Annotated in this window: 11 protein-coding genes; 3 read left to right on the top strand and 8 right to left on the bottom strand. The window is 65.3% G+C overall.

The window, feature by feature from the left end:
• Nucleotides 1–3: 3 nt before the first annotated feature.
• The 7 genes from IWX65_RS09685 to dinB all read right to left on the bottom strand — a co-directional run bounded on the left by IWX65_RS09685 (nt 4) and on the right by dinB (nt 7,914).
• Complete coding sequence (locus IWX65_RS09685; RefSeq protein WP_196882560.1) at nt 4–1,629, bottom strand: UDP-N-acetylmuramoyl-L-alanyl-D-glutamate--2,6-diaminopimelate ligase; 1,626 nt, start codon at nt 1,627–1,629, stop codon at nt 4–6.
• A 66-nt stretch (nt 1,630–1,695) separates the two neighbouring features.
• Nucleotides 1,696–3,486 carry a peptidoglycan D,D-transpeptidase FtsI family protein gene (locus IWX65_RS09680; RefSeq protein WP_334683784.1) on the bottom strand — a complete coding sequence of 597 codons (1,791 nt, stop codon included), beginning with the start codon at nt 3,484–3,486 and terminating at the stop codon, nt 1,696–1,698.
• Nucleotides 3,487–3,535: 49 nt separating this feature from the next.
• The gene (locus tag IWX65_RS09675) at nt 3,536–4,174 is read right to left on the bottom strand and encodes a hypothetical protein (protein ID WP_196882447.1); all 639 of its coding nucleotides are present in this window, start codon (nt 4,172–4,174) and stop codon (nt 3,536–3,538) included.
• Nucleotides 4,171–5,172, bottom strand: a complete 1,002-nt coding sequence (gene rsmH / locus IWX65_RS09670; protein ID WP_334683783.1) for a 16S rRNA (cytosine(1402)-N(4))-methyltransferase RsmH — start codon at nt 5,170–5,172, stop codon at nt 4,171–4,173. Before rsmH ends, IWX65_RS09675 begins: the two co-directional genes overlap by 4 nt.
• Before the next feature lie 207 nt (nt 5,173–5,379).
• On the bottom strand, nt 5,380–5,811 hold the full coding sequence (gene mraZ / locus IWX65_RS09665; protein ID WP_196822686.1) for a division/cell wall cluster transcriptional repressor MraZ: 432 nt from the start codon (nt 5,809–5,811) through the stop codon (nt 5,380–5,382).
• 270 nt (nt 5,812–6,081) lie between these two features.
• On the bottom strand, nt 6,082–6,459 hold the full coding sequence (locus IWX65_RS09660; RefSeq protein WP_196882446.1) for a DUF3040 domain-containing protein: 378 nt from the start codon (nt 6,457–6,459) through the stop codon (nt 6,082–6,084).
• 198 nt (nt 6,460–6,657) lie between these two features.
• A complete protein-coding gene (dinB, locus tag IWX65_RS09655; RefSeq protein WP_334683782.1) occupies nt 6,658–7,914 on the bottom strand; it encodes a DNA polymerase IV in 1,257 nt (418 codons plus the stop codon).
• A 119-nt stretch (nt 7,915–8,033) separates the two neighbouring features.
• Between dinB and IWX65_RS09650 the strand changes: the two genes are divergently transcribed.
• Nucleotides 8,034–9,158 (top strand): polyprenyl synthetase family protein, encoded by a 1,125-nt coding sequence (locus IWX65_RS09650; protein WP_334683781.1) that lies wholly within the window; start codon nt 8,034–8,036, stop codon nt 9,156–9,158.
• A 69-nt stretch (nt 9,159–9,227) separates the two neighbouring features.
• Here IWX65_RS09650 and IWX65_RS09645 read toward each other — a convergent pair whose 3' ends face one another.
• Nucleotides 9,228–9,578 (bottom strand): Rv2175c family DNA-binding protein, encoded by a 351-nt coding sequence (locus IWX65_RS09645; RefSeq protein ID WP_442859186.1) that lies wholly within the window; start codon nt 9,576–9,578, stop codon nt 9,228–9,230.
• A 268-nt stretch (nt 9,579–9,846) separates the two neighbouring features.
• On the opposite strand from IWX65_RS09645, the gene IWX65_RS09640 reads away from it, so the two are divergent.
• On the top strand, nt 9,847–11,415 hold the full coding sequence (locus tag IWX65_RS09640; RefSeq protein ID WP_196882442.1) for a LysM peptidoglycan-binding domain-containing protein: 1,569 nt from the start codon (nt 9,847–9,849) through the stop codon (nt 11,413–11,415).
• Between the two features lie 204 nt (nt 11,416–11,619).
• Nucleotides 11,620–13,701 carry a Stk1 family PASTA domain-containing Ser/Thr kinase gene (gene pknB / locus IWX65_RS09635; protein ID WP_196882440.1) on the top strand — a complete coding sequence of 694 codons (2,082 nt, stop codon included), beginning with the start codon at nt 11,620–11,622 and terminating at the stop codon, nt 13,699–13,701.
• The last annotated feature ends 2 nt before the right edge of the window (nt 13,702–13,703 follow it).

Here is a 13,703-nt window from a genome sequence, read left to right as displayed (position 1 = left end):
GGTTCAGGATTCTATCCCCGGCTGCGGAAGCACAGAGAATCCGCGCCTTGTCAACGCGGCGGCCAGTTCCACCCGGTCATCGAGGGAATGGTTGACACCCTTGACCTCCTGCCACACTTCGTGTCCGCGCCCTGCGACCACGATGGTGTCATCGGGGCCCGCCAGCAGCACCGCATGCTCGATCGCCGCCGCGCGCGGAAACACCTCGAGCACCTCGGTGGCCAGGGAACCGGCGCGGACGGCCGAGGTGGCGCCCGCCAGGACACCGGCGCGGATGAACGCATCATCCTCGTCGTGCGGATCATCGTCGGTGACGATGACGACGTCGGCCAGTCGCGCTGCAACGGCGCCCATGATGGGACGTTTTGTCTCGTCCCGCTGCCCCGTTGCCCCGAAAACGACGATCACGCGTGACCCGTCCCGCCGCACCGAGGAAAGGGTGCGATCCAGGGCGTCGGGGTTGTGGGCGAAATCGACGATGCCGGCAGGACGGTTGCTGATCACCTGCATGCGCCCGGGCACCTGGATGGTGAACGGGTCCCGGCTGTCGGCAGCGCGCTGCACCTCGTCCGCGGGCACCCCCGAGGAAAGCACCATGACCGCAGCCAGAGCGGCGTTGGATATGTTGAAGGTTCCCGGCAGCCCACAGCGCAGGGACAGGGTTACGCCGTCGGGCCCGGTGATGGTGAAGGCGTGGCCGAGGCCGTCCTGCTCGATGCCCCCCACCCGCCAGTCGGCGGCGTCGTTGCCGCTCGCCGGGTCGTTCCGTCCCTCGGTGGTCAGCAGCGTGGTGACCGGATGGGCCGCCTCGCGGGCGAGCCGCTGCCCCCAGGCGTCATCCACCGTGATGACTCTTGACCGTGCGTGCGCGGCATCGAAGAGTTGGGCTTTGACCGCGAAGTAGCGCTCCATGTCGCCGTGGAGGTCGAGGTGGTCCTGAGTGAGGTTGGTGAAGCCTGCGACGTCGAAGACAACCCCGTCCACGCGCCCGAATTCGAGCGCGTGCGAGGACACTTCCATGGACGCCGCCGTCAGCTTCCGCTCCCTCATCAGCGCCAGCAGCGAGTGCACCTGGGGGGATTCGGGGGTGGTGAGCAGACTGGGAATGGAGTCCTCGCCGGCGAGGATCTCGATGGTCCCGATCAGCCCCGTGGTGCGGCCCAGCGCGCGAAGCAGGGAGTTGAGGAAGTAGGTTGTGGTGGTCTTGCCGTTCGTCCCGGTGACTCCATACAACGCTGGACGTGCGACGCCGTCGGGCTGGCTCCGGAACACCAGCCGGGACAGCGGTCCCACCAGCCCACGCGGATCAGCGGCAGTGAACACCGGGACGCCGTCGAGCTCGGCAGCTCCGATGAGTGAAGCACCCGCTGCGTCGGTCAGGACGGCGGAGGCGCCCCTGGCGACGGCGAGGCCGGCGAATTCGGCACCGTGGCGGCGCGCCCCCGGCAACGCGGCGTAAAGGTCCCCCGGCAGGACGGAGCGGGAGTCGAGCGCCACTCCCGTCACAGCCACCTCCGCGCGTTCGGACTCGGCAACCGGAAGGGAACCATAGCGAACCGAGGACAGGCCCGAGGGCAGGTGCTGCAGCGCGCGCAGCAACTGGACGGTTTCAACGCGGCGCGGCCTCATCATGTCGGGGGCCCCGGGCGTCGGAATTTGAGGCGATGTCCTAGGCAATTTTCCTGGATCTCCGGCTCAGTACTCGACCGGGTAGGTGTCTGGCTTGCGGGTGGAGGGTGCAATGCTGTTCGAGTTAAGGACCTGCTTCATGACCTTCTGGAAGGAATAGCCCGGAACCAGGTAGTAGAGATCTCCCTGGGGCCGCTGGAGCGTCACCACCACCACGTATTCGGGGTCTTCGATGGGGGCCATCCCTGCATAGGAGAGAGTGTAGCCGTCGTACCCGCCGTTGGCCCCGGGAGCCTCTGCCGTGCCCGTCTTGGACCCCACCCGGTACTGCTCGAGTTCACCGGTTTTTCCCGAACCGTCGACGGTCACCGTTTCGAGCATCTTCTGCATCTGGAGTGCGGTCTCCTCGGAGACCACCTCGGTACCCTCGTCCTCGGGCACCTCGTGCTCGGTTCCGTCCGGATCGATGTAGGCGTCCACCAGTCGCGGCTCCAGCTTGACGCCGTCGTTGGCGATCGCCTGGTAGACCATTGCCGTATGCAGTGCGGTCTGGGCAAGGCCCTGGCCGAAAAGCACGGTGTACTGCTGGCGGTCGTCCCAGTCCTCGGGCGGCGGAAGAATGCCGCTGGACTCCTGGCTGAGGCCGGTGTTGAGCTTCTCGCCGATGCCGAATTTCTTCAGCCAGTCGTAGCGCTCCTGCTTGGTGAACTGCTCCCCGATCATCACGGTTCCCGTGTTCATCGACTTCGCGAAGATTCCCGCAGCCGTGCGTTGTTCGATGCCGTGCTGGAAAGCGTCCTTGAAGGTCTGGCCGCCCACCGTGTAGGTGTTGTCCAGCTCGAACTCCGAGGTCGGCTCGATGAGCCCCTCCTCGAGGGCCGCAGCCATGGTGATGAGCTTGGTCGTGGAACCGGGTTCGAAGGCAGCACTGACCGAGCGCGGCTGACGGTCCTCGGCGGAGGTGGCGCCGGGAAAGTTCGGATCAGGGGTCGTCGACTCGGCCATCGCGCGGATGGCGCCGGTCTTAGCTTCGACCACCACGATGTTTCCCCACTCCGCGTCGTATTCCTCGACCTGTGAAGCGATGGTCTGCTGTGCGAACCACTGAAGGTCCTGGTCGATCGTCAGCCTCACGGACTGGCCGTCGACGGCGGGGACGTCCTCGTTCGTAGCGTAGGGAATCCGGATACCGTCACCGCCGATCTCGAACGTCCGGCTGCCGGGATCCCCCTCCAGTTGATCCGACAATGCGAGCTCAAGACCCTCCCGGGCCTCGCCATCCGGCCCGACGTACCCGACGATCGAGCCGGCCACCTGCCCGGCAGGGTAGGTCCGCACGCTGGTCTGGTCGGCATAGACGCCGGGAATGCCGACTGCCAGTGCCTTGTTCTTCACCTCCGGCGTCACCGACTGTGCCACATAGTTGAAGATCTTGTCTCCCACGATGGCGTCCTCGAGCGTTGCTGCGTCGATGTCCAGTACTTCCGACAGTTCGCGAAAGCCCTGCTCGAGGGGGATTCCGACCTCGCGCTCGTCCAGCTCGGCGTTGTAGCGGCTGAAGGTGTTCTCGGTACTCAACGTCTGGTCCACCACGATGTCGAACCGCTCGACACTTCGCGCGAAATGCTTACCGTTGGTGTCGAGGATCGACCCCCGGACTGGTTGCACGGCAGTGGTGGTCAGGCGTTTGGAGAGGCCGGCCTGAGCCATGCCGTTCAGGTCGAGGGCCTGCAGCTGGAACAACCGGACGCCGAGCACCAGAAGGAGCACAAGGACGAAAGCCAGGCCGAGCCGCAGCCGTTTGGACCCAAGGGCCACACGCATTGCGTCCTGGCCGCCGGGAATGGGGTGCGTCACGGGAATATCCTTGTCAGTCGATCACGAACAGTTGCGGTTGCGGGGCGGACTACCTGTCCGTTGCGGCCTGCCCGGGACCTTGCTCTGGGCCGGGAATGCTTCCTTCCGCTTCGGTTCCTGTTGCTTCCGCTTCGGTTCCTGTTACTTCGGCTCCTGTCGCAGCCACCGTCTCCGGCATCCGCTCCATCTGTATATCGAGGTCCGGAGCCGGGATCAGCGCAAGGGGTCCGTCGGTCTTCGTGGCAGCCTCTGGGGTGCCCGTCACCTTCAAGGAATCTATCTCAATGGAACCGAACGTCGGGGACCCGACCATGCCGAGTTTCGTTGCTGCCGCAGCGAGGTTCTGGGGTGCCTCCCGGTTCTCGATCTTCTGCTCGAGGGCCTGGTTCTCCTGGCTCAGGGCGATCTGCTGGCCACGGAGTTGGACCAGTTCGTACTGGGTTCCCGAAACTGAGATGTTGAGCATGAGGACCGTGACCAACGCCGCCACCAGCGCAATGAAACTGAACACCACGAAGGGGACGCGGCGCTTTACCGGGCGCGCCGGCACCACCGAAAGCGGGGTGCGCGTCCGGGGCGCTGCTCCACCCGCCGACCGCAGCGCCGAGGGCCGCGGCGCTGAAAGGGCACTGCTTCCCGACAGCTCGTGGTGAATGCTGCGTGTATCCGCGATCAGTGCCTGGCTCAATTTCGATTCCTGTCCACGGGGTGTTCCCTGATTCGTTCAACTGCCCGGAGCTTCGCTGACGCGGCCCTCGGATTCTCTTCGACTTCCAGCTGCAATGGTGCCTCGGTACCACGGGTGAGTAAGCGGAGGTACGCCTTATGCTGCTCAAGCTCCACGGGAAACCCGGGAGGGGCCGAGGATTTCGCTCCTGCCGCAAAGGCGGTCTTCACGATGCGGTCCTCGAGCGAGTGATAGGACATGGCGACAATTCGCCCTCCGAGCCGAACCGCGTCGATCGCCGCGGGAACGGCCCGCGAAAGCACGGAAAGTTCCTCGTTGACCTCGATACGCAGGGCCTGGAAGGTCCTCTTGGCAGGATGACCGCCCGTGCGGGCAGCCGCTGCCGGGACCACGTCCCGGATGGCCTTAACAAGCTGTCCGGTGGTTTCCAGGGGTGTCTCACTCCGCGCTGCGACGATCGCTGAAGCAATCCGGCCCGCGAACTTCTCCTCACCCCAGGAGCGGATGATGCGAAGAAGCTCCTCCTGGGAGTAGGTATTGACGACGTCGGCGGCTGTGATTCCCCGGGTAGTATCCATGCGCATATCCAGGGGTGCGTCATAGGAGTAGGCGAAACCGCGCTCGCGTTCGTCGAGTTGAAGGGATGAGACGCCGAGATCGAAGAGGAATCCATCGACGGCCGCAATGCCGAGGTCTGCCAGAACGTCGGCGATCTCGTCATATACGGCGTGGACGAGGTCGGTCCGATCGGCGAAAGGTTCCAGCCGCTCCCCCGCGAGCCGCAACGCCTCGGTGTCCCGATCGATACCCACCAAGTGCACGGTCGGGAATTCGGCGAGCAGGGCCTCGGCGTGGCCACCCATGCCCAGGGTGGCATCGACGAGGACGGGACGCCTGCCTGCTTCCCGCGCTGAGGCGAGAGCGGGCGCCAGAAGGGATACGCAGCGATCGCGCAATACCGGTACATGCCGCTCACCGGTCGGGCGATCTTCGCTCACGCACCTTCTCCTTCCTGCATCAGTAGATTGACATGCCTGGCTGTCGGAACAGCCTTCCAAGGGGCCCTGAATCTCGCTGGAAGTTATTGGATCAGATCCCCATCCGGCCGGATCGAGCCGCCGCCTGGCTCCGGGGAAGTGAAGCCAGGTGGTGCGATCCATCCGACGGGTGGAGATCTCATCCAAGACGTCCAGTCCGTGTCCTGCCTAGATGATTCCTGGCAGGGCATCCTCATCCGTTTCGGAGAACGCCGCCTCCTTCTCCTCGAGGTAGCGGTCCCAGGCTCCCGCGTCCCAGATCTCCGCACGGCTTCCCGCTCCGATGACTGCAAGTTCACGGTCCAGCCCCGCATACGCACGCAGCACCGGTGGAATGGTGATACGCCCCTGCTTGTCCGGGAGCTCATCCGAAGCGCCTGACAGGAACACGCGGACGTAGTCCCTGGCCTGCCGGGATGAGATCGGAGCCGCCCGCATTTCCTCGTGGACCTTCTCGAATTCACTTGCACTAAAAACGTAGATACAGCGCTCCTGCCCTCGGGTGAGGACAAGCCCTGAGGCCAGTTCGTCACGGAATTTTGCCGGCAGGATCAACCTGCCTTTTTCATCGAGGCGAGGTGTGTGTGTCCCCAGGAACATCCCCACCGCCTGTCCGAAATTCGTGTGCGCTATCACTTCGCTCTTATATTCCCCACTTTACTCCACAAAGCACCACCGTCAACGCGGTCGGGAGGGCGTGGCGCGCCCTATTAGGGAAAGTCCCCTGCTATTCCGGGGCCAGGAGGCTGGCAGCGTAGTGGAGGGATATTCACTCCGGACGTTAAATGCAAAAGACCCGCCGGAGCGGGTCTTTTGCGTCGGGATCGGCCCTGATGCGGCCTGATTATCGGAGTTGCGGTAACCGGAGCCCTAGGGCTGGTCCCGTTTACGTTCGTCCCATTTATCCTCGAGGGTTGTCATGAACCCGCTCTTACCTGCGGAGGCCGGTTTAGCGGTCCGGCCGGTTGGGGGGCCACCCTCGATCGATTTGGGCTTCGTGGTGGCGAAGTAGACGCCGGCCCCCATCACCAGGAAACCAGCAACTCCCAGGATGATCATCTGCTGGGAGATTCCCGCAAGCAGAACAAGGATTCCGGCGATCGTTATCAGGGAACCGATGACCACCCGCCGCGTGGACATCGTCCCGCACGTATTCGACGCCATGGAGTGCGCGAATTTGGGATCGTCGGCGTGTAGTTGTTGTTCGAGCTGATCAAGAAGCCTCTGCTCGTGTTCCGAGAGTGCCATGATCGCCTCCTTGCTGTCAGTGCCAACGTTCCTTAATCCAAAGAACGAGTCCGCCGCCTCTGTGGTTCCCACCGATACGGGCCGGAGGAACGAACGCCGGCTACTGCATTCGCGCTTTGCATTACTTGTATAAAGAGTAGTTTGCTACGGGTCGGCTGGAAAGTCACAATGTACCTTGCTGGTCCCGAAAGTATGGTGCTAGGCATCAGGGTCCCCGCCGGACCGATGCCGCGCCGGGTGGGATCCGGCCGGCAGCTTCAGCAGGCCGGCCGGCACGACTTTTGCGGACCCGAACTTCCTGTTGACTGCGTCCAGCGCCGCCTCTGCGCCCCGCCAGCTGTCCTCGTTGCCATCGATGGTGAGCTGGTGCGCCCCTGAATCGCCTGTCTCGAGATGCTCGGCGCGGAGGCCGATGAGCCGTACCGGCTGGGGGCGATCACCCAGCCCGAGGAGCAGGGCGATCGCCGCCGCATGAATTGCATGCGCGCTGTTCACCGGTTCGGGAAGCTTCTTCGACCGCGTCAGTGTGGAGAAATCCGCGTAGCGCAGCTTGAGCGATATACCCCCGGCCTGATGACCGGAAGCCCGCAGTCGGATCGCAGTCCGATGAGCGAGCCTCAGCAGCTCGGTCCGCAGGACGGTATCCGAGGAAACGTCCTGCTCGAACGTCTCCTCGGCGCCGATGCTCTTTTCCCTGCGGGTCACCACCACGCTCCTCGGGTCACGCCCCCATGCCAGATGGTGGACATGCTCTCCGGAGGTGCCGAGCAACCGTCGGAGGGCGGTGACCGGGGTATGTGCCACGTCCTGCACCGTGCGGATGCCGAGGCGCGCGAGGGTCTCCTGGGTCTTCGCGCCCACGCCCCATAGTGCGGATACGGGGAGGGTATGCAGGTAGGCGACCGTCTCCGTGCCGGGGATCAAGAGCAACCCGTCCGGTTTCGCCCTCGTGGAGGCGATCTTCGCGACGAACGTCGTGGTAGCTGCTCCCACGCTTGCGGTCATGCCCAGGGTGTTACTGATCTCCGCCCGGATCTGCTCGCCGATCGACCGCGGACTCCCGAGCCGGCGGAGGGCGCCCGCAACGTCGAGGAACGCCTCGTCAACGCTCAACTGTTCGACAAGCGGGGTCACCGAGCGGAAGATGCCCATCACCATTAAAGACAGTTCGGCGTAGCGGTCATGGTGCGGTGGAAGGATCACGGCGCTGGGGCACTGCCTCAGTGCGACGGCCATGGGCATGGCGGACCGCACACCATACCGTCGGGCCTCGTAGGACGCCGAGAGCACCACCGACCGACCGGACGGGGAACCCACGATGACCGGCACCCCCTTGAGCTCCGGACGTTGCAGCAATTCAACCGAGACATAGAAGGCATCCATGTCGATATGGAGGATCGAGCACTCCGGGTTCTCCAGGCCGTCCAGGCCATGGCGCGTTTCTGCATCCTGCACAACCCCATCGTACCGAGCGCAGTCAGCCCTCCCTGCAGCACCGGCAGTATCGGCATCACGGCCTTCCAAGGGACGGATACAGTAGGAGGTCCACGTCCCAAGCCGCACCGGGAGAGCCCATGCCGTCCGCCAATTCGCGTCCGAACGAGGGCGGTTCCGCTGTCGGGATCATCAGCCGCGACCAGCATGCCTTCCGGGCGTCGATGACACACGAGTCCGACCGCTTCCTGGGCGAGCAGGCGGCGGTCCTCGCGGAAATATCGTCGGAGTCGCTTGTCCTGCTCGACGCAATACGCCAGCTCACCGATGGAGGGAAGCGCCTTCGCGCCCTCCTGTGCTATTGGGGATGGCGGGCCGCCGGCGGCGCCGCTGACGAACATGCCATCGTCACGGCCGGAGTTGCGCTCGAATTCTTCCAGGCTGCTGCACTCATCCACGATGACATCATCGACAGGTCGGACACCCGAAGGGGGGCGCCGAGCGTCCACCGGCAGTTCAGCATCCAGCACCGGAACGCACGGTGGCATCTGGATCCGGAGCGCTTCGGCGTGTCCTCAGCGATCCTCGCGGGCGATCTATGCCTGGCATTCAGCGAGGAATTGTTCACTTCTGCCTGTGAAGGCCTGGATGGTGTCAGTGCCAGGCCGATCTTCAACCGGATGAGGACGGAGGTGATGGCGGGGCAATATCTCGACCTCCTCGAGGAGGCGGTGGGTCCCGACCAGACGCCCGAAGCCGCTGCCGAGCGGGCGCTGAATATCCTCCGGTTCAAGTCGGCGAAGTATTCGATGGAGCGGCCGCTGATGCTGGGAGGAGCACTGGCAGGGGCGGACCAGGAACTGCTTGAGGCTTTCTCGTCGTTCGCCCTGCCGCTCGGGGAAGCCTTCCAGCTGCGCGATGATGTCCTTGGGGTTTTCGGTGACCCTGCTGTCACGGGCAAGCCCGCGGGCGACGACCTGCGCGAAGGGAAACGCACCTACCTGATCGCCCGGACGCTCGGCGCCAGTGACGCCCGGGGCAGGGACACGATCAACGGCCTCCTGGGAAGGCCCGACCTGTTGGATGCCGACGTAGCGATGCTGCGTGTCACCATCGTGGACAGCGGCGCGCTTGCGCATACTGAGCAGCTGATTGCCAGGCGCTCGGCCGATGCCTTCCGCGCGTTGGACTGTCTCGCCATCGACGGCCTCCCGGCTGCCGCACTCCGCGCCCTTGCCGAGGCGGCTGTCACCCGAACGTTCTGACGGACCGCCCCTTGCTGGCGCCCGGCCCTTCAGGCTGTCCCCCCGCCTGAGGGTGCGCTGTGTCGGCGATTACCAGGCGGCGGCCTGTGCGCGTCGCCGAATCTCCGTCTTGCGTCCCTCGCGCAGCGCATCGATGGGGCGCCCGGGAAGGGATTCGTCGTCGGTGAAGAGCCAGCGGATGATTTGGTCGTCCTTGAATCCAGAGTCGGCAAGCACCACCACGGTGCCGCGCAGGCTCTCGAGAACGGCGTTCTCGAGGAAGAATTCGGCAGGAATGCTTCGAATGTTCCGGTCGGTGATCCTCACCGACACCAGTGCCCTGTCGTCGAGCAATCCATGGACTTTCGTAATCGAGACGTTCAGCAGAGCTGCGACGTCGGGCAGGTTCAGCCAGCCAGGTACAAGTTCTTCTAGTTCCATCACCCTCTAAGGGTGCCATGAGGTTCACGGGAGCCACCACTTCGGAGCCGCGCCGGGCTTGACACGCCGCCGGGCGATCTCCCTCCCATCCGGAACTCTTGTGATAGGCGAGGAGTCGTGTAGATTCACATAAGTCACAGCGGCACCACAAAGCACATGCGACCCTTTTGTGACACCTTCGCACTCTCGGTGCGCCCTGGCCAGAAGCTCATCCAAGGCGTCCGCACAACGCGCGGTTCCCGGACCGCCTCCAGATGAGGAACAGAACATGACTGCCCAGCGACCCCCTGCATCGCCGTCCGGATTTCCGGCGGCCGACACTGTGCGCACTCCGCCAAGACGCCTCAGCCTCGCCGTATCCACGGCTGCCATTCCCGCCGTTCTCCTTTCCTCCGTCGCCCTTCCACAGCCGGCTGCGGCTGTCCAGGTCCAGCCATCCTCAGTGGTGCGGACCCTCAGTCCTGCAACCCCGGTCAGCCTCCACGCCGTCGTCCCGGCCGCCCTCGTCGCGGCCCAGGTCCCGGTGCTCCGTGTGCCCGCTGTTGTCACCCCCGAGGGCTACACCGTCCGGGCCGGTGACACCATCAGCGCCATCGCGGCCAGGCATGACCTGTCGATGAGTGATGTCCTGGAGCTCAACGGCATGACCGTGCGCACCATCATCTACCCGGGCCAGAGAATCAAGCTCACCGGGGCAGCGGTTCCCCCCACCTCCGCAGCCGATGAGGAGAAACCCGGATCGACGGCGCCGGAGGGCTCCTACACCGTCCGGTCCGGAGACACTCTCGGTGCAATTGCGGCACGCCACGGCGTCAGCCTTCCGAGTATCCTTTCTGCCAACAATCTCTCTCTGACTTCGATCATCCACCCGGGCCAGAAACTCGTTCTGGGTGGAGCGGTGAGTCCGGTACCGGAAACGGAACCTGCTTCCGCGCCGGAAACGAAGCCTGCACCTGTGCCCGCGGCTGCCTACACGATCAAATCCGGTGACACCCTCGGGGTCATAGCGGCACGGCATGGCGTGAGCCTCAGCAACCTACTCTCCGCGAACAACCTGGCCATGAGCTCGGTGATCTACCCCGGCCAGAAGCTGAACCTGGGTGCATCTCCGATCTCCGTCCAGGCCGTGCCCCCAGCCGCCCCCGCTCCTGCTCCTGCTCCTGCTCCCACCGGCACGTACACGATCAAGGCCGGAGACACCCTGAGTGCAATCGCCGCACGGAGCAACGTCAGCCTTTCGGCGCTGCTGACAGCGAACGGCATCACCGCCGCCACTGTCATCTATCCCGGGAAGACACTCCAGCTGCCCGGCGCGACGCCCGAAACGGTATCCGAGCCGACTCCGGTGGACCTGGTGCCGTCGTCCTTCCTTGGCTTCACCTACCCGGTGACGGTGGTGGCCGACGCGAATGCGAACAAACAGCTGCTCAACTCACTCCCGGCCCCGAGCCAGACCGAAATGCGGAAGATCGTCTCCGACACCGCGACAGCCATGGGCGTGGACCCGAGCCTCGCGCTCGCTTTCTCCTTCCAGGAGTCCGGGTTCAACCAGCGCGCCGTCTCCCCCGCCAACGCCATCGGCGCCATGCAGGTGATACCCTCCTCGGGCGAATGGGCAAGCGACCTCGTCGGGCGGAAGCTCAATCTCCTCGACCCCTATGACAATGCAACCGCGGGCGTGGCGATTATTCGTTCCCTCATCCGCACGAGCCCGTCGCTCGATATCGCCATCGCGTCCTACTATCAGGGTCAGTACTCGGTGCAGAGCCGGGGCATGTTCGAGGACACCAAAACCTACGTCGCGGCGATCAAGGCGCACCAGGTCAACTTCAAGTAAAGGCCGGCAGGCACACCGAGGCAGGCACATAGGGGGTTACGCCCGCGGGGAACGCCCGTAGCCTCAGGGGACCGTGCCCAGGCGGGCGCCCGCCGTTGCTGAGCGGCCGGAGACGACCGCCCGAGGTGCGTGATCACCGGGGTGCGGGGGCGGGATCGAGTGTTGGTCCCGCCCCCTATCACTGCCTGCGCTTACTATCGGTAGGTGCAGGAACCGCGGAAAGACTCTCTGGCAGGCGCCCTCATCGACGGGCGTTACCTGGTGCAATCCCGGCTTGCGCGGGGTGGGATGTCCACGGTCTACCTCGCCACCGACCAGCGACTGGACCGTCAGGTCGCCCTGAAGGTGCTGTATCCGCACCTTGCCGAGGACTCCAGCTTCCTCCGCCGCTTCGAGCAGGAGGCTAAATCCGCGGCCCGGCTTTCACACCCGCACGTAGTGGGGGTCCTCGACCAGGGCATGGAGGACGGCCCCGAACACCGCACCGCCTATCTGGTGATGGAGTACGTACCGGGACGGACTCTCCGCGACCTGCTGAGGGAGCGCGGCCGGCTCACTCCGCGGCAGGCCCTTGCTCTCCTGGACCCGGTGGTGGAGGGGCTCGGGGCCGCCCACGCGGCAGGCCTGGTGCATCGGGACGTGAAACCCGAAAATGTACTGCTCGCCAGTGACGGGCAGATCAAGATCGCCGATTTCGGCCTCGCGAGGGCGGTGTCCACGAGCACGGGGACGGGAACCCTCGTGGGCACGGTGGCGTACCTGTCCCCCGAACTCGTGACCGGCGAATCGGCCGACGCCCAGAGTGACATCTATTCAGTGGGCATCCTGCTCTTCGAGCTGCTCACCGGCCGGCAGCCGTTCACCGGGGACGCCCCCATCCAGATTGCCTTCCAGCATGCGCACTCGACGGTTCCCGCTCCGTCGTCGCTCCTTCCCGGGCTTCCGTCGGACATCGACGAGCTCGTCCAGTGGTGCACAGCCCCGGACCCCGAGGACAGGCCGGTGAACGGGCTCGCACTGCTCGGCGAGCTGCGCCACATCCGGACCACCCTCACCGATGACGAACTCGACTTCTCACCCGACGACGGCGTCGTGCCTCCCGGCCATGGAGTCGAGGGCGCCACCGGGATCATCCCCACGACGGGCCACGACGGAAATTCACCCACGGACGTGGTTCCGTCGGTTGTCCAGCACCCCACCACGGTTCTGCGACGGGACACCTCCGATACGCGCGTCATCGGAGCGGTGCCGCGCGGCCGCCCCGGCCCTCCCCCCGGCTCTACCGGCCGTACCGGTCCCGCAAAGGGATCCACTGCCTCCCAGAGCCCGAGGAACCTGCAGAAGCAACAGCTGAGGGACGCCCAGCGTCCCCAGAAGTCGCTCCGGGGGCCGGCAGCGCGACGTCGTACCGGGATCCTGGTTGCTTTGCTGGTGCTGCTCGGCGTCCTCGCCGCCGTCGCCGGCTGGTTCTTCGGCGCCGGCCCGGGCGGGATCGTAGCTGTGCCCGACGTGGCCAACCGGTCCGTAGCGGAGGCGCACGCTGTTCTCGACCAGCAGGGGCTCACCTCGGTCACCACGGAGGAAATCTTCCATGAGGTAGTCCTGACAGGGCTCGTCGTGGGAACGGAGCCCGCGGCAGCGGCGGAGGTGCGCCGGTTCGAACGCGTCGAACTCCTGGTGTCGAAGGGACCCGAACTCTTCGTCGTGCCCGATGTGACCGGTGAGGACCAGGTCAGCGCTGCGGGGGACCTCATCGAGGAGAACCTCAGCGTGGGCACTGTCGCCGAGCAGTTCGACGAAGAAGTCGGGCAGGGGCGGGTCGTGAGCCAGGTTCCGGCGGCGGGCGCGGAGGTGCGTGCGGGCTCCGCGATCGACCTCGTGGTGTCGCGGGGGCCGGAGCCCATCAGGATTCCGGAGGTCACAGGCCTGCCGCGCGAGGCCGCCGTCCAGGCGATCGAGGATGCGGGCCTGACGCCCGAGGTGCTCGGGGACCCCGTGAACAGCGTTTCAGTGCCGGAAGGCGCTGTGGCGCTGCAGTCCCCCTCCACCGGAGAAGCAACGAGGGGAACCGTGGTCGAGCTGACGCTGTCCGTAGGTCCCCGGATCCTCCGGGTGCCCAACGTGTTCTCGAACTCCGAAGAGGCCGCGGTGGCTGCACTGGAGGCCGCGGGATTCCAGGTCGAGGTCGACTACACCTTCGGACGCGCTGTCCTCGGGCTGGTTGCGGGCCAGGACCTGACCGGCAACCAGCCTGAGGGATCAGTGGTGACGATCACCGTCACCTGAGG

The sequence above is a fragment of the Arthrobacter sp. CAN_A214 genome (assembly GCF_015751955.1).
GTDB lineage: Bacteria > Actinomycetota > Actinomycetes > Actinomycetales > Micrococcaceae > Arthrobacter_D.
Note: the sequence above shows the minus strand (reverse complement) of the source record. Positions and strands in the feature narration are given on the sequence as shown.